17 protein-coding genes are annotated in these 19700 nt (G+C 68.9%); 9 read left to right on the top strand and 8 right to left on the bottom strand.

Annotated features, from left to right (window positions below):
- Positions 1–84: 84 nt before the first annotated feature.
- Positions 85–1029, bottom strand: a complete 945-nt coding sequence (locus tag AC1DK4_RS08115; protein WP_441613403.1) for a LysR substrate-binding domain-containing protein — start codon at positions 1027–1029, stop codon at positions 85–87.
- Between the two features lie 91 nt (positions 1030–1120).
- Between AC1DK4_RS08115 and AC1DK4_RS08120 the strand changes: the two genes are divergently transcribed.
- From AC1DK4_RS08120 to AC1DK4_RS08150, 7 genes are all read left to right on the top strand, one after another.
- Positions 1121–2218, top strand: a complete 1098-nt coding sequence (locus tag AC1DK4_RS08120) for a tartrate dehydrogenase (RefSeq protein WP_441613404.1) — start codon at positions 1121–1123, stop codon at positions 2216–2218.
- 524 nt (positions 2219–2742) lie between these two features.
- A complete protein-coding gene (locus AC1DK4_RS08125; protein ID WP_477131460.1) occupies positions 2743–4446 on the top strand; it encodes a trypsin-like peptidase domain-containing protein in 1704 nt (567 codons plus the stop codon).
- A gap of 20 nt (positions 4447–4466) precedes the next feature.
- Complete coding sequence (locus AC1DK4_RS08130; protein ID WP_441613406.1) at positions 4467–5303, top strand: PP2C family serine/threonine-protein phosphatase; 837 nt, start codon at positions 4467–4469, stop codon at positions 5301–5303.
- A 24-nt stretch (positions 5304–5327) separates the two neighbouring features.
- On the top strand, positions 5328–7115 hold the full coding sequence (locus tag AC1DK4_RS08135) for a protein kinase domain-containing protein (RefSeq protein WP_441613407.1): 1788 nt from the start codon (positions 5328–5330) through the stop codon (positions 7113–7115).
- A gap of 55 nt (positions 7116–7170) precedes the next feature.
- Entirely contained in the window at positions 7171–7641 is a 471-nt protein-coding gene (locus AC1DK4_RS08140) for an RT0821/Lpp0805 family surface protein (protein ID WP_441613408.1), read from the top strand.
- A gap of 19 nt (positions 7642–7660) precedes the next feature.
- Complete coding sequence (locus tag AC1DK4_RS08145; protein ID WP_477131461.1) at positions 7661–8443, top strand: S1 family peptidase; 783 nt, start codon at positions 7661–7663, stop codon at positions 8441–8443.
- A 114-nt stretch (positions 8444–8557) separates the two neighbouring features.
- Positions 8558–9148, top strand: coding sequence for an OmpA family protein (locus AC1DK4_RS08150; RefSeq protein ID WP_441613410.1), 591 nt, complete (start codon positions 8558–8560; stop codon positions 9146–9148).
- Between the two features lie 34 nt (positions 9149–9182).
- Here the strand turns inward: AC1DK4_RS08150 and AC1DK4_RS08155 are convergent, their stop codons facing one another.
- From AC1DK4_RS08155 to AC1DK4_RS08175, 5 genes are read right to left on the bottom strand one after another with little or no spacing between them, the layout of a single operon-like run.
- Complete coding sequence (locus tag AC1DK4_RS08155; RefSeq protein ID WP_441613411.1) at positions 9183–10673, bottom strand: SidA/IucD/PvdA family monooxygenase; 1491 nt, start codon at positions 10671–10673, stop codon at positions 9183–9185.
- Positions 10670–12055: an LLM class flavin-dependent oxidoreductase gene (locus tag AC1DK4_RS08160; RefSeq protein WP_441613412.1), complete on the bottom strand. Its 1386-nt coding sequence runs from the start codon at positions 12053–12055 to the stop codon at positions 10670–10672. The genes AC1DK4_RS08155 and AC1DK4_RS08160 overlap by 4 nt, the downstream gene beginning before the upstream one ends.
- 24 nt (positions 12056–12079) lie before the next feature.
- Entirely contained in the window at positions 12080–13432 is a 1353-nt protein-coding gene (locus tag AC1DK4_RS08165) for an LLM class flavin-dependent oxidoreductase (protein WP_441613414.1), read from the bottom strand.
- On the bottom strand, positions 13429–14676 hold the full coding sequence (locus AC1DK4_RS08170; RefSeq protein ID WP_441613415.1) for an acyl-CoA dehydrogenase family protein: 1248 nt from the start codon (positions 14674–14676) through the stop codon (positions 13429–13431). Before AC1DK4_RS08170 ends, AC1DK4_RS08165 begins: the two co-directional genes overlap by 4 nt.
- 57 nt (positions 14677–14733) lie before the next feature.
- A complete protein-coding gene (locus AC1DK4_RS08175; RefSeq protein ID WP_441613416.1) occupies positions 14734–15921 on the bottom strand; it encodes an acyl-CoA dehydrogenase family protein in 1188 nt (395 codons plus the stop codon).
- A gap of 326 nt (positions 15922–16247) precedes the next feature.
- On the opposite strand from AC1DK4_RS08175, the gene AC1DK4_RS08180 reads away from it, so the two are divergent.
- The gene (locus AC1DK4_RS08180) at positions 16248–17732 is read left to right on the top strand and encodes a vWA domain-containing protein (protein WP_441613417.1); all 1485 of its coding nucleotides are present in this window, start codon (positions 16248–16250) and stop codon (positions 17730–17732) included.
- Between the two features lie 45 nt (positions 17733–17777).
- Here the strand turns inward: AC1DK4_RS08180 and AC1DK4_RS08185 are convergent, their stop codons facing one another.
- Both AC1DK4_RS08185 and AC1DK4_RS08190 read right to left on the bottom strand, forming a co-directional pair.
- Positions 17778–18251, bottom strand: a complete 474-nt coding sequence (locus tag AC1DK4_RS08185) for a VOC family protein (RefSeq protein WP_441613418.1) — start codon at positions 18249–18251, stop codon at positions 17778–17780.
- A 106-nt stretch (positions 18252–18357) separates the two neighbouring features.
- Positions 18358–19056 (bottom strand): SGNH/GDSL hydrolase family protein, encoded by a 699-nt coding sequence (locus tag AC1DK4_RS08190; RefSeq protein ID WP_441613419.1) that lies wholly within the window; start codon positions 19054–19056, stop codon positions 18358–18360.
- 119 nt (positions 19057–19175) lie between these two features.
- On the opposite strand from AC1DK4_RS08190, the gene AC1DK4_RS08195 reads away from it, so the two are divergent.
- Positions 19176–19646 carry an SRPBCC family protein gene (locus AC1DK4_RS08195; RefSeq protein ID WP_441613420.1) on the top strand — a complete coding sequence of 157 codons (471 nt, stop codon included), beginning with the start codon at positions 19176–19178 and terminating at the stop codon, positions 19644–19646.
- Positions 19647–19700 lie beyond the last annotated feature (54 nt).

Genomic DNA, 19700 nt, shown 5'->3' on the forward strand with positions numbered 1-19700 from the left:
TGCCTTCGTGGCAGTGAGGCGATGACACGCGTCGCAGGCAAAGCCCGCAGCGGCGCATCCATTGCGGACGACGCCGCGCTTGTCCTACGAGAGGCAGGAGCCGCCGCGCCGGTGCTGCTCGACCAGCGCAGGCAGGGCCGCGTGCAGCCACTCGACGCACACCCGCGTCTTGGCCGTGGCGGGCAGCTTGGACGGGTACACGGCGTAGACGTTGGCCTCCTGTGTCAGCGCGGGCAGGACCTGCACGAGCTTGCCGGTGCGCAACAGATGGCCGACGTCCCATAGCGAGCGCAGCACGATGCCCCGGCCGTCAATGGCCCACTGCGTGGCCACTTCGCCGTTGTTCGCCGAGAGCGGCCCGGTGACCTTTACCGAAAGGACCTCGGCAGCCGCATTTCGCAGGCGCCACAGCCCGAAGGGATGGTCACGTTCCTTGATCACGAGGCAATCGTGGCGGGCAAGGTCCGCCGCCGACCTCGGCATGCCCCGGGCCGCCAGATAGGCCGGCGCCGCGCACAGCACGCGGCTGTTCGGCAGCAGCTTGCGGGCGATCAGGCTGGGCGCGATCTCGTCGCCGACGCGGATATCGAGGTCGAAGCCTTCGGCAGCCACGTCCACCAGCCTGTCGAAGATCTCGAAGCGCACCTGCAGTTCCGGATAGCGGGCCACCAGCCCGGAGATCGCCGGCCCCACGATATTGCGGCCGAAGCCGAAGCTGCTGCAGATCCGAATCAATCCGCGCGGCGCGGCACTGGTCTCGCGCACATCGTCCAGCAGGCGGTCGACCGCATCCAGCACGGTCAGTGCCGACTGGTAGACGCGCTCGCCCTGCTCGGTGACCGCGACCGTGCGCGTACTGCGTAGCAGCAGCTGGACCCCCAGCGTCGCCTCCAGGGCCTTGACGCGTTTGGTGACGTAGGCCGGCGACACGCCGAGCGCCTGGGCTGCCCGCGCGAAGCTGGCCTGGCGGGTGACGGCGACGAAGACGCGCAGGTCTTCATGGAGGGGGGCACTACCCGTACTGTGCATGATTCGTAAATTCTGGATTCACGTAAGGCATAAATATTCACGTATAGGCAATGCTAGCATCGTCCGGGACATCGTTTGGAGAGAATCAGCCATGACACAACGCTTCAAGATCGCCGCCATCCCCGGCGACGGCATCGGCAAGGAAGTGCTTCCGGAAGGCATGAAGGTACTGGCCGCGGCGTCGCGCCGCTTCGGCTTCGAACTGACGGTGAGCGAGCACGAGTGGGCCAGCTGCGACTACTACGCCCGTACCGGCGAGATGATGCCGCCAGACTGGAAGGCGCAGCTCGGCTCGCAGGATGCGATCTATTTCGGCGCCGTCGGCTGGCCGGCGACCGTGCCCGACCACGTGTCGCTGTGGGGCTCGCTGCTCAAGTTCCGCCGCGAGTTCGACCAGTACATCAACCTGCGGCCGGTGCGCCTGTTCGAGGGCGTGCCGTGCCCGCTCGCCAACCGCAAGCCGGGCGACATCGACTTCTTCGTGGTGCGGGAAAACACCGAAGGCGAGTACACCAACCTGGGCGGCCGCATCTTCGAAGGCACCGAGCGCGAGATCGTGATCCAGGAGTCGGTGTTCTCGCGGCACGGCACCGACCGCGTGCTGAAGTTCGCGCTGGAGCTGGCGAACGCGCGCCCGCGCAAGCATCTCACCGTGGCCACCAAGTCCAACGGCATCGCCATCAGCATGCCGTGGTGGGACGAGCGCGCCGACGCCGTGGCCAAGGACTACCCGGAGGTGACGGTGGACAAGCAGCACATCGATATCCTGACCGCGCGTTTCGTGCTGCAGCCCAACCGCTTCGACGTGGTGGTGGCCACCAACCTGTTCGGCGACATCCTGTCGGACCTCGGCCCTGCCTGTACCGGCACCATCGGCCTGGCTCCCTCGGCCAACCTCAACCCGGGCCGCAGCTTCCCGTCGCTGTTCGAACCGGTGCACGGCTCGGCACCGGACATCTACGGCAAGGGCATCGCCAATCCCATCGCCATGATCTGGTCCGGCGCGCTGATGCTCGACTTCCTGGCCGGCGCGGCGCAGGACCCCGCACCGCTGCGGCAGGCGCATGACGCCATCGTGGCCGCCATCGAGCACGTGCTGCGCGACGGCCCGCGTACGCCGGACCTCGGCGGTACGGCCAGCACGGCGGCATTGGGCGACGCCATCGCGGCGCATGTGACGCAGGGCTGACCCGCCGGCCTGCCGGGCGGCCGCTGCCGGGCGGCCGTTGTAGCAAGCCGCAGGAGCGGGCAGAGGCAGGGCCGGGCATGGCCAGGCACCGCCGGGAGGCTTTCATTCCACCTCGCGGTCAGTGGCTTTCCGGGGTGGCTTGCGGGGCGGTTCGCGCTTTTGCGAAGCCATTGCGCATTACCTATACTCTTTCGAGAAGAACCACTTTAGCGTCACATCCAGCGCCAAAAAGCGCATTTCGAGTGCCCGGGGGGAAGGCTGCCAGCAGTGCGCTCGGACGAGGCGCGCCGGCACCGTTCAGGGGCGCATATGCGTTGGCGGTCCTCGCGTTTGTCCATGTTTCGCCTGCGTTCCATTGCCATGGGGCGGGGCGAGGCTTTGCCGCCTCCCGCCGTGCGTGCACGGGCGCCAGCCGGTGTGGCCGAACGCAGGCAGAGAAAAACAAGAGCCAGCTCCGGCCCCGGCCATCCTCGCGATATCGATGGCCTTGGAAACGCTACCCGGGCACCAGCAGGGAGACCGGGATGACCCGCATCATCATCACGCATCTGTCCGGCTCGAAGGCGCACCAGATCGAGCAGTTCGAGGCAGACCGTTTCGACAAGCTGATCCTTGGCCGCGATCCGGCCGCTACCGTCGCCTTCGACCCGCAGCGCGACGACCTGGTCAGCCGCCAGCACGCCGCCATCGAGATCAGGAAAGAGGGGCCGGCCCGCTATATGCTGGTCGACCTGGGCAGCAGCAACGGCACGTTCCATAACGGCCACCCGGTCAAGGACGAGGCGCAGCTGGCGCCGGGCGACACCATCGAACTGGGCGAAGGCGGACCGCGCCTGACATTCGACCTGGAGCCCCGGCCCACGTCGGCTCCCGCGCCGACACGCCTGAACGCGAAAGCGGTAGCTGAAACGCGCATGGCCCAGCCCGCGGCCGCGCCTGCCGCCGCGGTCCCCTCGACGGGGCGCGCCAGCGCGCACGACGGTGCGATGCAGGAAGCCCGGGGTGGCCAGCCGCCGGCGGGCCCGGCCCGGGCCACGGATGATCGCGTGGGCAAAGAAACCGTGCTGCGGATGATGAATCAGGAACGGCGCTCCATCGGACGCAGGGTGATCATCGGCGCGGGCGCCGTGGCCCTGCTGGCAGCCATCGTGGTCGGCGCGTTTGCGCATTTCGGAATCCTGTTCGGCAAAAGCCCCGAGGCAATCATCGCGGAATTCGGCGGAGCGACGGTGGTCGTGGAGGCCCGCTGGCACATCGTGGACAAGAGTACGGGCCGCCAGGTCTATCAGCGCATCTGCATCGTCGAAAACCTGCGGCTTCCGTGCTTTATCCAGATCGACAGCAATCCCGTCCAGCGCTGGCTGACGACGGACGACGATGACCATCGTGGCATCCCGATCGAGGTGGGCGGACGCGGCAGTGGCTTCGTGGTCAAGGACCAGGGTTTCATCCTGACCAACAAGCACGTCGCGCAAGGATGGAAGGTGCCGGGCTGGATGGACTTCGACGCGAGCGGCGGCATCCTGATCCGGATCTCCACGGGCGGCCAGGGCGAAGTCAGCATGGCGCGCATCAACCCGAAGGCCTACCGCCATCTCAATGGCTGGGACTTCGACCACCCGGTGCGCTTGATCAGGCCGAACTTCGCCGTGCCGGGGGGCATGGCGCTTGGCCMCATGTCCCTGGCCGTTCTCGAAGGGCGCAACGAAAGCCTGGCGGTGCGCTTCCCCGACACGCGGGAAAGCATCGAGGCGCGACTGGTCAAGTCTTCCGCCGAAGCAGATGTAGCGGAGATCAAGATCGACGCGACACGGAAATTGCCCACGATCAACCTTGCCTCGGTCGGTTCGCGGCCGCGCGTGGGCGAGCGGGTGACCGTGCTCGGCTATCCGGGCATATCCGAGGAAAAGCACGCCATCGTTCAGTCGAGCGAAGGCGGGAATATCGCCAATTTCGTTGAACTGATTCCGCAGCCCACGGTGACGGAGGGCATCATCGCGAAGGTCGGCGACACGGTCAAGTCCGAGAAGAACGTCCAGACTTACGATGACCTGGGCGATGTCTACCAGCTCACGGTCACCGCGACCGGCCATGGCAACAGCGGCGGCCCCGTGTTCGACCGCGACGGCAAGGTGATCGGGCTGTTCACCTATTCCCGCTCGATGGGCGATGAGCGCGTGACATTCGCGGTCCCGATCAAGTACGGACTTGACCTGCTGCTTAACTGAGTCCAACGGGGAAGCTCGCCATGTGCGCCGACCAGGCTCGCCAAGAAGATCGATCCCGGCTGATGGTCAGGTGCGCGATGCTCAGCGACGCAGGATGCGTGCGCAGCCTGAACGAGGACGCGGTCGGCTGCATGATTCCACGCGAGGACGATCCCTATGCGCGTGCCGGTGCGCTTGCCGTCGTGGCGGATGGCATGGGCGGGCACGCGGCAGGTGAAGTGGCGAGCCAGATCGCGCTGCGTACGGTGCTTCGCGAGTACTACCGCAATCCGGGCCCGCCCACGGATGCGCTGAAAAACGCCTTTGTCATCGCCAATCGGGCGATCGGGGAACATGCCGCCGCCGACCCGAGCTGCAATGGCATGGGAACCACCTGCAGCGCGCTTGCCATCGTCAACGACCTCGCCTATATCGCCCACGTCGGCGATAGCCGGATCTACCTCCTTCGCCAGGGGGAATTCCGGCAATTGACGGAGGACGACTCCCTGGTCCGCGAGATGTACCGTGAAGGGCTGCTCACGGCGGAAGAGGCAAGCAGGCACCCCGACAAGAATGTACTTTTGCGGGCGCTGGGAACGCCGGGCCAGGAGCCGGTCGTTTCACCGGATGGCTTTCCGCTGGCGCACGACGATGTCCTGGTGCTGTGCACCGACGGCATTAGCGATCAGATCGACGACGCGACGATTGCATCGGTGATCATGACGCTCGAGCCGGTCGACGCCTGCCAGAAACTGATAGAGCTGGCCCGCATGGCGGGAGGGGTGGATAACGCATCGGTCGCGATCTGTCGCGTGCAGCAGCAACCGGCCGCGGGCGGCGCGCCGGTTCGCTCGACGCGCGAGACCAGCGCTTTCTGAACGCAATGGGTTGATGGATTCGCCATGTCAGTCCGGCAGATAGGCCACTACGAAATCCGCACCCTGCTTGGACGTGGCGGGATCGGCGAAGTCTATGGCGCTTTCGATACCGAGCTCGAACGCGAGGTGGCCATCAAGACCCTGAGGCCCGAGTTCAGCCTCGACAGGGGATTCCTGGAGCGCTTTCGCGCAGAGGCGACCAGCCTTGCCAAGCTGAACCATCCCAACATCACCACGCTGTATGCGCTGTTCAAGGATGGCGACACCATGTGCATGGTGATGGAGCTGGTGCACGGGCACACGCTCGAGACGATCCTGCAGCGCATTGGCAAGTTTCCCGTGCGCGACAGCCTCGCGGTGGTCATCCAGGCCATCATGGGCCTGCGCTATGCGCACAAGATGGGCGTGATTCACCGGGATATCAAGCCGTCCAACCTGATGCTCACGGACAGCGGCACGCTGAAGATCATGGATTTCGGCATTGCGCGCATCCAGGGTTCGCAACGCCTCACGCAACAAGGCGATGTCGTCGGCACGCTCGCATACGCCTCGCCGGAGCAACTGCGCGGCCACGAAGGCGACGGCCGCAGTGACCTGTACAGCCTGGCGACGGTGCTGTACGAACTCATCTCCGGGCGACTGCCGTTCAACGCGACCAGCGACTATGAGCTGATCCGCGCACAGGTGGAGACGGTACCGCCGCCACTGGCCGCATGGTGCCCGGACCTCGACCCCGGCATCGAGCGCGCGCTGATGCAGGCGCTTGCCAAGGCTCCTGATGAACGGTTCTTCACGGCAGAAGACTTTGGCCGCGCATTGGGGGCTTCGCCGCTGCTTGCGGATGCGCCCGACATCGTGCGCGACGGCGTGCTTCAGACCTACAGCGCGCTCGATCTTCAGGAAACCCTTGTCGCAGGCGCGATATATACAGGCACGAGCACGAGCACGAGCACGAGCACCAGCACCAGCACGAGCGCCAACCCGAACCCGGACCCGGGCGTCAGCACGATCGCGAATCCCAGCATGAGCACGCGGGCGAACCCGAGCCTGCTCCCGGGAGCGCGGCTGCCCGGCCATGCCGATTCCGCGCAAGGCACCGCGCGCGCCGCGGCACCGCCGGTACCTCCGCCGGCCGCTTTCGCCTCGCAGTCCCGGCCAGCCGCGCATGCTCCGGCGCCCGGCACGGCCATCAGGCCGGAGCCGCCGCCGGCGCGCCCGCGCTCGCGCGTCATCGGCCTCGGCGCGGCTGCCGCCGGGCTGGTCATCGGCGCGGGCATCCTCCTCATGGCACTGACGCGACATTCGCAAGACCAGCCCCAGTCGCCCCCGCCGGCGGCGAGCGCGAGGCCGCAGGTATCCGTACCCGAGCCGCCGGCGCAGGAGCAGCCGATCAATCTCCCGCCGATCGCCCTGGTTCCGACGCCGCCGGCCCCGGCGAACCCGGCATCCCCCCCGGCAGGACAGAACGGTGGCAGTCCGGCATCGCAAGCCAGGCCGGACCTCGAGGGAACGGTCGCCCAGGTGCTCGATTCGGGCGCGCTGATCGTCTCCGGGAAGATCGTCAACCTGTCCTCCATACACGGCGAAGACGGCAAGCCGGCCCAGGCCATGCAGCGGTACCTCAAAGGCAAGGGCAACCAGCTTCAGTGTTTTGCAAAAGACAAGGCCTTCCAGTGCTTCGCGGGCGGAGAAGACATCGGCGAGCACGCCCTCAGAAATGGCTGGGCTCGCACAAGGGACGGCGCGCCGGCGCGCTATGCCACTGCCGAGCAGGAGGCACGACGTGCTCGCGCCGGGGTCTGGGCAATGTAGTCATTGGGGCGATCGCGCCTGATCGTCAAAGGGAGATGCGATGAACAGATGGACTATGGCGATCGGCTGCGCCGCGGTGGCCAGCGCGATCGCGGGGTGTGCGACGGGCGATTCGAGCGGCATGAACAAGACCACGTCGGGCGCGCTCATCGGTGCCGGCACGGGCGCGGCGCTCGGTGGGCTTTTCAGCCATGGCAACGCGGGCGCCATTGTCGCCGGCGGCATGGCCGGTGCGCTGCTTGGCGGCATCATTGGCCGGGAGATGGACGAGCGCGACCGCGAAGCGCGCCAGGCCGCGCTCAAGCAAGCCCTGCAGACCAGCGAGAACAACCAGCCCAAGACCTGGCGCAACGCGAAGACGGGGAACTCCGGCACCATCAAGCCGCTCTCCGGGTACACGAAGTCACCGACTGCCCAGACGTGCCGGAAATTCAACGAGACCTATGTGAAGGAAGGAAAGACATACGAGCAGTCTTCGCGGGCATGCCGTAACGCAAACGGGGAGTGGGAGCTTGCCAACCCCTAGCGATTTCCCGGATCTGACCATGGACCGACGCGAACGCGCCCTGCGCTTGTGCCTGCTGCTGGCCTTGGCCCTGGCCCTGACGCTGACCGGCATCTGGCCTGCGTGCGCGCAAGCGCAGCGCACCGGATCGGTCGACATCGGGCATCTCGGCGGCGACATGAAAGCCGCGGGTGYCGGCAAGCATGCCGGTGCAAAGGGCAAGGGCCACGAGGGGATGCTGCGCAGCGGTACGGCGTTCTTCGTGACCCAGTCAGGCGACATGCTCACCAGCGCGCACGTCGTTCGCGGCTGCCAGCGGATCAACGTCTGGCCGCGCGACATGGCGAGCATGCCCGCCTCCCTGGTGGCGATCGACGACCAGCTGGACGTGGCACTGCTCGCAACCAACCGTGCCGTGAAGATGGCTGCGCGGCCTCTCGCCGTTTCCGTCCATCAAGGCATGTCGGTCTATACGATCGGCTTCGGTCTCACGCCGTCGTCGCCGCTCGTGCCTGTCATGACGCGCGGAGACGTGCGCGGCACCGCCCAGCCTAGGGGCCACCGGCTGCTGGTGCTGCGCGCGGCCTTGCATGAGGGCAACAGCGGAGGCCCGGTCGTCGACGCACAGGGGGCGCTGCTCGGCATGATCGTGGGGCGGTACACGGACAACCCGGAACTCAGCGTTGCGGTCTGCGCGCAGGATCTTGCCCGGTTCGTCGATGCGAGGCCGGGCGCGCCGGCGCCTGTCGTGCCCCAGGCGCCGGAAATGAAGCCGGGCGCAAGGCTGCGCCAGATTTCGGCTCTCGTCCAATGCCTGGAATAGGCGTGCTCTGGCGGGGGGCGACGGATATGGAAACTGGAAACCGATGAGGACTGGCGGCGATCGCGACGGCGAGCCGCACCGGCGTGGAAACGCGCAAATCTCTGGAGATCCAACATGGCAAAGACTACGCAAGTCACGATCGCAATGCATTGCTTGCTGCGCTTGTCGCTCACTGCGCTCTGCATCCTGGCTGCCTGGCCTGTCGCCCACGCCGGCGACAACCTTATGCGGGAGCAGGACATCAGCGTGGAAGCCATCACCAATGCCTTGACGCCGCAGGATGCCAGCGCCAGGACCGAGACGCTCGGCATCACGCATCGCGATGTCTATGCGGCGCAGGAGGCCGCCAGCCCGGCGAAAGATCCGTCCGCCCAGCTGCTGATCACATTCAACAGCAATTCATCGAGACTGACCGACAGTGCGCGTGCCGCGCTAGGCAAGGTCGCCCGCGGACTGCAGTCGGCAAAACTCTCGCCGTACAAGTTTCGTGTCGAAGGGCATGCGGACCCGCGCGGACCGGCAAATGCCAACCTGAAGCTCTCCGAGAGCCGTGCCGCGGCAGTGGTGGAGTACCTCACGCTGGAGGGGCGCATTGCCGCCGACCGGCTGACGCCGGTCGGCAAGGGCTCCGCCGAACCGATGAATCTGCAGAATCCCTCAGCGCCGGAGAATCGGCGCGTGACCATCGTCACGGTGAAGGACTGAGCGCCGCGCACCGGGCCGGCAGCGTCCGCCACCCTCACGCGGCGGCGGCTTGCGTATCCTCGTCGGCAGCCTTGCGCACGGCGCTCGCGTAGAGCTCCGGCCCGAAATCCGCCGGCACATCCGCGCGGATGCGCAGCTCATGCAGCGCCAGGTCCGCCAGCAGCAGATCCCGGCTGATGCGCGCCACCGCGCCGGGAATATCGCGCCGCATGCTGGGCACGTCGCCGAGCGGCACGCCGGTGCTGGCGAATCCGCCCGGGTTATGCACATGGATATCGCGCAGCCATGGCGCGCTGCCCGGTGTCTTCTCGAGGTACTCCAGTCCGCTGCCGAGGTAGGGCGACGCACCCAGCTCGTCATCGCGCGCATCGGCCGGAGGCTGGTAGCGGTCGCGCCAGCGCAGGACATGTGGCGCGATGTCGGCCAGTTCGGGCCGGGCGGAAGGATCCACGAGATAGCCGGTGCCGGCGATCGCGAAGTCAAAGCGCAGCACCTCGCCTCGTACCTGCGTGACGATGCGTCCCGCGTCGACGTCGGCCCTGGTCCAGGGCGCGTTCAGGTGCAGGTGGAACTGCGGGAACCCGAGCACCCGTTCGACCGAATCGGCCGGGGGCGTGGAGCCGGCGCGGCGGTAGCGCAGGGCCTGTTCCCAGCGCGTGGCGTCGGGCAGGGCGTGGTAGTTGTCGTAGAGGCCGGGATAGGCGCGGATGCGCGAGACCGGCGTGGCGGCGATGTGGCCGCGCCGCGCGAACAGGTGGACGGCGGCGGCACCCGCTTCGAGCGCGACCGCGGCGGCGTCGAAGGCGGAAGCGGCGGCGCCGAGCACGGCCACGGTCTTGCCGCGCAGCGCGGCAAAGTCGATGGCGTCGGCGGTGTGCGCGGCGAGCCCCGCCGCCACGGCCGGCTTGAGCGCGGCGGGCACGAAGGGTGCGCCGTTGCCGGCCACGCCGCTGGCAAGGATGACCTTGCGCGCGGTTTCGATACGCGTCTGGCCGTCGCTCTCCAGGTGCAGGCGGAAGTGCGGCACGGCGCTGCCGGTCACGGGCTCGATGCGGATCACACGCGTGCCATAGCGGACCTCGACGCCAAGGAAGCCGCGGAACCAGTCGAGATAATCGCCCCAGGCCAGGCGCGGGATGCGGTCGATCGCGGCGTAGGCCTGCGCGCCGTGGCGGGCTTCGTACCAGGCCTGGAAGCCGAGCCCCGGCAGGCCGAGTTCAGGCCCGACGAGGCTCTTCGGCGTGCGCAGCTTTTGCATGCGCGCGCGCGTGCGCCACACACCTGCACGCGCGCCGTCCGGCGCGGCGTCGAGCACGGTGACGCGGCCGATGCCGGCGCGCCGCAGCGCGAAGGCATAGGCGCTGCCGCTCTGGCCGCCGCCGATGATGGCGACATTGTGGTCGATGCCGGCATGGCCGGGCACCCAGTCGTCGGGCGCGGGGCCGAGCAGGCGCAGCGTTTCGCGCGCGAGGAAATCAGGGTCGGGCGATGCGCCCGCCCGGGCGGTGGAGGTCGGGTCGGTCATGCGGCGATGGCAGCGATGTTCTGGTTGGTCGTGGCGGCACCGGCGGCGCGCGCCGGATGCACGGGGCGCTTCAGGCCCAGGTGGTCGCGCAGCGTGGTGCCCGCGTAATCCGTGCGGAACAGGCCACGGCGGCGCAGCTCCGGCAACACCAGCGCGATGAAATCGGTCAGCCCGCCAGGCAGCACCGGCGACATGATGTTGTAGCCGTCGGCGCCGTATTTGCGGAAGCGCTCTTCGAGCTGGTCGGCGATCTGTGCCGGCGTGCCGACCAGTTGCCAGTGGCCGCGCGCGCCGGCCACGCGCTGGTAGAGCTGGCGGATGGTCAGGTTCTCGCGCCGCGCAAGGTCGATCACCAGGCGCTGGCGGCTCTTGCTGGCATTGGTCTCGGGCAGCTCGGGGATGGGTCCGTCGAGCGGGTAGCCGGACAGGTCGAAGCCGCCGCTCAGGCCGGACACCAGCGCCAGGCCCACCACCGGATCGATCAGCGACTGCAGTTGCTCGAATTTCTCGCGTGCCTCGCTTTCGCTGTGGCCCACCACCGGGAACACGCCTGGCAGGATCTTCAGGTCGTCGGCCTCGCGGCCGTACTTCGCCAGGCGGCCTTTCACGTCGGCATAGAACGCGACCGCGTCTTCCACGGTCTGCTGCGCGGTGAAGACCGCCTCGCCGGTGCGCGCGGCCAGTTCCTTGCCGGCTTCGGACGAGCCGGCCTGCACCACCACCGGATGGCCCTGCGGCGTGCGCGAGACATTAAGCGGGCCCTGCACCGAGAAGTGCTTGCCCTTGTGGCCGAGCACATGGCGCCGCGCCGGATCGTAGTAGCGGCCGCTGGCCTTGTCGCGCAGGAAGGCGTCGTCTTCCCAGCTGTTCCACAGGCCGTCGACCACGTCGGCGAACTCGGCGGCGCGCTCGTAGCGGTCGGCATGCGCGAAGTGGTGCTCGCGGTTGAAATTGTGCGCCTCGTGCTCGCTGGACGAGGTGACCAGGTTCCAGCCGGCGCGCCCGCCCGAGATATGGTCGAGCGAGGCGAACTTGCGGGCGATGTGATACGGCTCGTTGAAGCTGGTGGAGGCGGTGCCGACCAGGCCGATGCGCTCGGTCACCGCGGCCAGCGCGGACAGCAGCGTGATCGGCTCGAACTGTGCCTGGTAGCTGTGCGCGGTGCGGCTGAGGAATTCCACGTCGTCGCCGCGCGTGCCGACGCCGTCGGCAAGGAAGATCAGGTCGAACTTGGCCGCCTCGGCGGCCTGCGCCAGCGCCACGTAGTGCTTGAAGTCGATGCCGGCATCGGCCTTGGCGTCGGGGTGGCGCCAGGCGGCGATGTGGTGGCCGCTGGGGTAGAGAAAAGCGCCCAGGCTGAGGAAACCGCTACGTTGAGCCATGATGGTTGGTCCTTGGGTTGAATGTCAGGCGGCCTTGCGCGTGCCTTGCCGGCCCTGCGGGCGCGCCAGCCCGAGGTGGTCGCGCAGCGTATTGCCTTCGTATGCGGTGCGGAAGATGCCGCGCCGCTGCAGGATGGGCACCACGCCGTCGACGAAATCCTGCAGCCCGCCGGGCAGGGCGTCGGGCATCAGGTTGAAGCCGTCGGCGGCGCCGTGCCGGAACCAGTGCCCGATGTCGTCGGCGATCTGCTCCGGGGTGCCGACGATCACGCGGTGCCCGCCGCCGCCAGCCAGCTCGCGGATCAGTTCGCGCACGGTGTAGCCATGGCGACGCGCCAGCGCCAGGGTGGCGTTGAAGAAGGTGTGGTTGCCGTTGCCGCCGGCGGGCAGCGCGAGATTGTCGGGCAGCCGCTGGTCCAGCTTGAGGCGGTCCGGCGCAATGCCGAGCGTGCCGGCCAGCCGCGTCAGGCTGTAGTCCCACGGGATCAGGTCGACCAGCTCGTCGCGGCGCCGGCGCGCCTGCGCCTCGGTGGCGCCGATGATGGTGGTCAGGCCGGCCAGCACCTGCACCGCGTCGGGCCCGCGCCCGAGCGCCTGCGCGCGCGACTTGAGCTCGCGCCCGTAGGCGAGCGATTCCTCGAACGACTGCGAGGCCGAGAACACGGCCTCCGCATGGCGCGCGGCCAGCTCGCGCCCGTCGGCGGAGCCGCCGGCCTGCACCACCACCGGGTGGCCCTGTGGCGAGCGCGGCAGGTTGAGCGGCCCCTGCACGCTGAAGTGCTCGCCGCGGTGGGCGATCGGCTGCACCTTGTCGGCATCGACAAAGCGCCCGCCGGCCTTGTCGCCGATGAAGGCGTCATCCTCCCAGCTATCCCACAACGCCTTGACCACCGTGGTGAACTCGTCCGCGCGCGCGTAGCGCTGCGCGTGGTCGGGCGCGGCGTCGCGCCCGAAGTTGCGCGCCGAGGGCACATCGGCCGTGGTCACCACGTTCCAGCCCGCGCGCCCGCCGCTCACATGGTCCAGCGTGGCGAAGCGCCGCGCGATGTTGTAGGGCTCGTTGTAGCTTGTGGAGGCCGTGCCGATCAGGCCGATATGCGTGGTCGCGGCCGCGATGCTGGCCAGCAGCACGGTCGGCTCCAGCGCCGTGACCGGGCGGAAGTGGATCTGGTCGACGATGGCGGCGTTGTCGGCCAGGAATACGGCATCGAGCTTGCCTGCCTCGGCGATCTGCGCCACGCGCACATAGTGGCGCACGTCGGCGAAGGCGTACGGGTCGCTGTCGGCGAGCCGCCAGGCGGAGGGCACGAAGCCCGAGTGCAGGATGTTGATATTGAGGTGAAGCTGGCGCGGACGCGAAGCCGAGGTTGCGCTCATTGATAGGTTCCCGGTTGCGGATGGCCTTCGCCCAGCATCCAGCGGCCCACATTGCGGGTCTTGTACTCGGCCGGGTTGTGCAGCGTGTGGATGCGCGCGTTGCGCCAGAAGCGGTCCAGCCCGAACTTGCGTACCGCCGAGCGCGCGCCGGTCAGCTCGAAGATCTCGCTCGATACCTGCAGCGCCACCTCGCCGGCCAGCGCATTGGCCGCGGCGATGGCCACGGCGGCTTCGCCGCGTTCCCCGGCCGTGAGCGCCTCGCCGCGCGCCGCCACCTGGTCGAGCGCGGCCAGCGCGCGGTCGGCCAGCGCGGTGGCGGCCTGGGTCCTGACCCAGAGCTCGCCGTACTGGCGCTTGACCCACGGGTCGTCGACATGGCGCTCGACGCCGGAGTGGACCCACGGGCGCGACTGGCCCAGCGTGTATTCGCGCCCGGCGCGCAGCGCACCCTGCGCGGTGCCGATGAACACGTTGAGCAGCACGCTTTGCTGCTGCAGCGGCGTGACCGTGCGCCACGGCTCTGCCGGCGCGCTGGTGGGGTCGAGCGGCACCGGCGGCCCCAGCACCTCGCTTTCGTGCACGCGCACGCCGCGGTAGGTGACGCGGCCGCTGCCGGTCTGGCGCTGGCCGATGCCGTCCCAGTCGTCCTCGATCACGATGCCCGCGCGGTCGGCGGGAATGGCGGCGAAACGGCGTTCATTGGTGTGGGCATCCTCCCATGCAATGGCGAGGAAGTCCGCCACGTGCGAGCCCGAGGTGAAGGGCCGGTAGCCGTCGAGCACGAAATACTCGCCGTCGCGGCGGCCGGACAGGCTCCTGGAAAAGCTGTTCGCGGTATTGCCCCAGAACCAGTTGCCTTCGGCCGAGCGGCGCCACAGGCTGGCGGCCTGCTCCGGCGCGCGGCGCAGGCGCGGACTCAGCAGGCTGCTGTAGTGATAGCCGAACAGATGGCCGAGCGAGCCGTCCACCTGCGCGAACAGGCGCACGATGCGCAGCACTGTGGACCAGCGCTCGCCTTGTCCGCCGTATTCGCGCGGCAGCAGCAGCGCCAGCAAGCCGTGCTCCTTGAGCAGGCGGATCTGTTCGGCCGGCTTGCCGCCGGCCTGGTCGCGCGCGATGGCGTCCTCGGCGAAGCGGTCGCGCAATGCGGCGGCGCGTGCGATGAACGGGTTGCTGCGGTCAGGTTCGAACAGCGCGGGCGCGGCATCGGCCGGCGCATGGAGGTAGGCGACGTTGGCGGACATGGGGACTCGGTTGAAGCCGGCTGGCGCAGCCGGCGGAAGTCAACGGGATAAGCGCAATCAGCGATAGATGGCGGGCGAGGGAAATTCGCCGGTCAGCAGCCAGGTGCCCACCGTGCGTTTCTTGTACTCGGCCGGGTTGTGCAGCGTATGCGTGCGCACGTTGCGCCAGAAGCGGTCGAAGCCGTTCGCATTGGTGGCCGAGCGCGCGCCCATCACCTCGAAGATATCGCTGGACACGGCCAGCCCGGTCTCGCCGGCGTAGAGGTTGGCGGTCGCGATGTCGATGGCGGCGCGGCCGCGTTGCTCCGGCGTCAGCGCCGTGCCATGGACATAGATCCCGTCCAGCGTGCGCGCCGCCTGGTCGGCCAGTTCGGTGGCCGCCAGCGTGCGGATGGCCAGCTCGCCATACTTGCGCTGGACCCAGGGATCGTCCACGTGACGCTCCACGCCGGAGTGGATCCACGGGCGCGATTGCGTCGCCGTGTAGGCGCTGCCTTCGTCGAGCGCGCCCTGGGCAGCGCCCACGAAGACATTGAGCAGCACGCTTTGCTGCAGCAGCGTGACCAGCGAGGCGAACGGCGTGAGCGCGTCGTCGGCACGGCCCAGCAGTTCGTCGTCGCGCACCAGCACGTTGTCGAAGGTCACCGTGCCGCTGCCGGTCTGGCGCTGGCCGATGCCGTCCCAGTCGTCCTCGATCCGGATGCCGGCGCGCTCCGCCGGGATCACGGCGGTCAGGCGCTGGCCGAGTTCGTTCTCCCACGCCAGCTGGATCACGTCCGCCACATGGGTGCCGCTCGAGAACGGCCGGAAGCCCGTGACCAGCCAGCCGTCGCCGCCGGGCGCGCGCTGCGCGGCCGACGTCTTCGACAAGGCGTTGCCCGAGTTGCTCCACAGCCATTGCCCGGAAGCCGAGGCATGCAGCAGACGCGCCTGCTGCGCCGGCGTGCCGCGTGCGCGCACGGTGTGCACGGGAAGATGGTGATAGCCGAACAGGTGAGCCAGCGAGCCGTCCGTGCGCGCGAACTCGCGCACCACGCGCAGCAGCGACAGCCATGACGCGCCGCCACCGCCGAACGCGGCGGGAATGCCAGCCGACAGCAGGCCGCTTTCCTTGAGCAGGCGGATCTGTCCGGTGGGACGCCCGCCGGCCTTGTCGCGGGCAACGGCATCGGTATGGAAGGCTTCGCGCAGCTTCACTGCGCGGGCCACGAAGGGATCGTTCAGATCCGGGCCGAAGGAGGTCATGCGATATGCGCGGATTGCGTGTTGGGGCGGCGAAGGCTCGCCGCGCGGGCTGGAGTTTCTTGCACCCGAGACACGATAGAACAAGCCGCCTGCGTCACCAACGAAGCAATGCGCGCTTGCTTATCCGTTTGGCGCGTCGTTCGCGTGGCCATAGCGCACTGGCCGGATCGATCCGTTGCGCAAGATCAAGCGGGCCAGCTTTGTTCCCTTTGTCACCATCGCCGGACGATTCCGCCGATTCAAACAAATCCGTCCGAGCCTTTTGTCGCGCCGGCGATGGAACCATCGCGGCAGAACAACGACCGCATTTTTCAGGAGAAGAATCGATGCGCGAATTTCGACATGCCATGCTGAGCGTGCTGGCAGTGGCGGTACTGGCCGCCTGCGGCGGCTCCGACGACGACACCTCCGCCGGCACGCCCGGCGCGGGCTCCGGTCCCGCGGCCCCGTCCACGCCGGCCGTCCCCAAGACCGTGGCGGTGGCCGGCGTGCTGGTGCAGCCGCAGGGCACGGCCGCGCGCGGCGCCATGATCGTGCGCCTGGCCGGCACGGTGTTGCGCACGCCCGCCAGCGCTGCCTGTCCGGAAGTGCCTGACGGGTATGACCCGCTCGCCGCGCTCGACGTGCACTTCGCCAGCGCCGACGGCACGGTGGTCGGCACGCTGACCACCGATGCCTGCGGCGGCTTCGCCGGCAACGTGCCCGAGACCGCCGTGCAGGCGCATGCCCAGCCCGCCGGCCTGGGCCCGGTCAGCCGCCCGCTCTCGTCGTTCATCGCCAGCGCGGGCGCAGGCAAGCCACCGGTGTCGGCGCTGCCGGCCAACGCGGCCTATGTGCTCAGCGTGGTGCAGGACCTGGGCGGCGGCAAGGTGGCGCTGACCGTGACCGACGACCAGACCGGCAAGGCTGTACTGGGGCTGGCCGCGCCGGACTTCGCGTTCGCCGTGGCCGGCACCGCGCTGCCGCTGGGCTCGCTGTCGTACGGCGCCAGCGCGGCGCAGAACGCCAGCGTGGCGATCGTGATGGATGCCAGCGGCTCGATGGGCACCCTGATCGGCAACACCGGCAAGAGCGCGCTGCAGATCGCCGGCGCGGCCGGGCACGTGCTGCTCGACGGCCTGCGCAGCGCGGCCGACGAAGCCGGCGTGGTGATCTTCGACCAGAAGGTCGAGACGATCGACGACGCCAACCTGGACCGCTACTACACGTGGACCCGCGGCGGCGCGGCGGTGGCCGGCTACCGCTTCAGCGCCAGCGGCCTGACGCAGGACATCGCCGCGCTGCGCCCGGTAGTGGACCTGTACAACCGCGCGTCGCAGATCTATGACGGCAGCGGGGCCGACCCGGTCCATCCCGCCACCGGCGACTGGCGGGTCCGCAACAGCTACCGTTATGGCGGCACCACGGCGTTCTACGGCGCCACGCAGGCCGGCCTCGATCTGCTCGATGCCGGCGTCAACGCACGCCGCATCGTGGTGGCGATGACCGATGGCCAGAACAACGTCGCGCCCTACGCGCCGGACGGCGTCATCCGCGCGGCGCAGGGCAAGGGCGTGCCGCTCTACACGGTAGCGTTCGGCAGGCGCGGCGACGTCAACGAGCCCGAGATGCAGAAGATGGCCGCGGATACCGGTGGCGAGTACAAGCGCGTCGAGGGCACCGACCTGGCCGGACTGTTCCAGAGCATCCAGACCGGCATCCGCTTCCAGTACCTGGCCAGCCTGGCCACGCCGCCGGTGAGCGGCGATGTCCTGACCATCACCGTCAGGCAGGGCAGCGCGGAAGTCAGGCGCGACCTGCAGATCCGCTGACGATGTAGCGGGGAGGCGCGCGCAGGGGCAATCCCGCCGCGCGCCTCAGCCGGACATGGCGGCGTCCCGCGCCATCCCGGGTCGCGCGGGCATTGCCGCCATCACTGGCCGGCCGCCCGCACCGGCTTCGTTGCCGCGGGCGTTCCACTCGACCAGGCAAAGCCCGTGGCCGAAGGGATCGGACAGCAGGGCCTGGCGGCCCCATGCGAAATCCTGCGGCCAGTCTTCCAGTTCGGCGCCGGCTTCCAGCGCGCGCTCGATGGCCGCCTCCAGGTCGGTCACGACGAAGTCCAGTTGCGCCGGGGTCCATTGCCTGCGCGGGGTGCGGCTCGCGCTGCCACGGCTGCCGGGCCAGCTCGCGGCGCGGCCGCCCAGCAGGTAGATCGGCGCGCCGCCGCCCAGCATCTCCGCCACCGCGCCGCCGGACAGCGTGCGCGCCAGGCTCAGCCCCAGGCCTTGCTCGTAGAAGCCGATGCCCCGCGCGAGGTCGTCGACATCGAGTTGGATCAGCAATTGCATCGCAGTCTCCTGCCCGTGTTGGGGGCGTGATCGAGCCGCGATTGTGCGCCGGCGCTCCTGACATGTACTGTCAGGAGTGTTGCATCGGGCGCCCCCCCGGGACACTTCAGGCGCGCAGCGGCGCCAGCAGGTTGTGAACCACCGGCGCCAGCGCGTCGCCGAGCGCCAGGTGGGCGCCGGCATCCAGGTGCACCCCGTCCACCGCGCTGCTGCGGATCACCCTGCCGGTATCGAACCACTTGCAGCCGCGCGTGTTGCAGACTTCCGCGAAGGCTTGCGTCAGCCCCGCGCATTTGTGCTCGCCGCCGGCGAACTTGGGCGCCAGCGGCCCGCACGGCGTGGTGATCGCGGGGGGCACCAGCACCAGTACGGGCGGTGTCGGCATGCCCGGCTCGATGGGCGCGGCGCGGATGGCGTCGACCAGGGCGCCGACGCCTTGCGCGGCGTGCCAGGCGTTGTGCGCATGCATGGACTGGAAATCGTTGCTGCCCAGCATCAGGATCACCAGCGCCAGCGGCGAATGCATCTCGATGCGCTGGGCCAGGCCCTGGATGCCGTTGCGCCCGGGCTTGAAGGGATCGTCCCAGACCGTGCGGCGGCCATTGAGGCAGTCTTCCAGCACGCGGACCGGCCGCTGGCCGGCGGAGCCGTTGAGGGCAAGCTCGAGCCGGCCGGGCCAGCGCACCGGCCAGGCCAGGCGGCGGCGCGTTCCCGGCACGATGCCCCACGACAGCGAATCGGCATACACCAGGACCTGCAGCGGATCGACGGCGTCGATGGCGGGTTCGATGATGGGTTGGTTCATGGATGGGCTCCGGAGGCGGCGGGGTCGGGGGCGAGGATGTGCGGGAGGGGGAAGTTTTGCTGTAGACCTTGACGCGGAGCCTTCATAATATCGGCTAACGATAGATCGGGAGAGGAAAGTTGCGTTTCGAGCACCTTGTGGAGATCAACGATCCACACAATATCCAGTTGGACACGCTGACGCCGGATCAGCTATGGCAAGGGCTGGTGCTGCGTACCAGCGAGCCCGAGTTGTTCGTCTTGGGCCTGGACCGTGCCGAGATCGTGGAGCGGGGTGAGGACTACGTCGTGCGGGTGCTGCACTTCGGCAAGGCTTCGATCCGCGATCGGGTGGTTTTCGCGCCGCGCCGCCAGGTGCGCTACGAGACCGCGGCCACCGCCGACCACGCCGGCGGCTCCCTGACCATGGCGATCGAGACGCCGGGACCCGGTGCGCTGCTGCTGCGCTTTGTCTACGAAACCACCATGCCGGCGGTGGACGCGAGCGGCGACGACCGTTACGCCGAGATCGTCAAGTCGGCCTATCACGAGGCTGATATCGACACCGTACGCAAGATCCGCGAACTGGCTGCCACCGGGCGCCTGGGGTGAGCGCGCAGCCCTCGCCACCCGCCGCGGGCGGACCTTCGGGCGGCTCGGCGGGCG

It is taken from the genome of Cupriavidus sp. 05N38 (assembly GCF_056397345.1).

Bases quoted from the DNA above. Each gene is read 5' to 3' on its own strand.
- AC1DK4_RS08155 (WP_441613411.1), bottom strand. From the start codon at position 10,673: ATGACCGACCCGACCTCCACCGCCCGGGCGGGCGCATCGCCCGACCCT.
- AC1DK4_RS08130 (WP_441613406.1), top strand. From the start codon at position 4,467: ATGTGCGCCGACCAGGCTCGCCAAGAAGATCGATCCCGGCTGATGGTC.
- AC1DK4_RS08175 (WP_441613416.1), bottom strand. From the start codon at position 15,921: ATGACCTCCTTCGGCCCGGATCTGAACGATCCCTTCGTGGCCCGCGCA.
- AC1DK4_RS08190 (WP_441613419.1), bottom strand. From the start codon at position 19,056: ATGAACCAACCCATCATCGAACCCGCCATCGACGCCGTCGATCCGCTG.
- AC1DK4_RS08135 (WP_441613407.1), top strand. From the start codon at position 5,328: ATGTCAGTCCGGCAGATAGGCCACTACGAAATCCGCACCCTGCTTGGA.
- AC1DK4_RS08160 (WP_441613412.1), bottom strand. From the start codon at position 12,055: ATGGCTCAACGTAGCGGTTTCCTCAGCCTGGGCGCTTTTCTCTACCCC.
- AC1DK4_RS08120 (WP_441613404.1), top strand. From the start codon at position 1,121: ATGACACAACGCTTCAAGATCGCCGCCATCCCCGGCGACGGCATCGGC.
- AC1DK4_RS08180 (WP_441613417.1), top strand. From the start codon at position 16,248: ATGCGCGAATTTCGACATGCCATGCTGAGCGTGCTGGCAGTGGCGGTA.
- AC1DK4_RS08185 (WP_441613418.1), bottom strand. From the start codon at position 18,251: ATGCAATTGCTGATCCAACTCGATGTCGACGACCTCGCGCGGGGCATC.
- AC1DK4_RS08170 (WP_441613415.1), bottom strand. From the start codon at position 14,676: ATGTCCGCCAACGTCGCCTACCTCCATGCGCCGGCCGATGCCGCGCCC.
- AC1DK4_RS08140 (WP_441613408.1), top strand. From the start codon at position 7,171: ATGGCGATCGGCTGCGCCGCGGTGGCCAGCGCGATCGCGGGGTGTGCG.
- AC1DK4_RS08165 (WP_441613414.1), bottom strand. From the start codon at position 13,432: ATGAGCGCAACCTCGGCTTCGCGTCCGCGCCAGCTTCACCTCAATATC.
- AC1DK4_RS08150 (WP_441613410.1), top strand. From the start codon at position 8,558: ATGGCAAAGACTACGCAAGTCACGATCGCAATGCATTGCTTGCTGCGC.
- AC1DK4_RS08115 (WP_441613403.1), bottom strand. From the start codon at position 1,029: ATGCACAGTACGGGTAGTGCCCCCCTCCATGAAGACCTGCGCGTCTTC.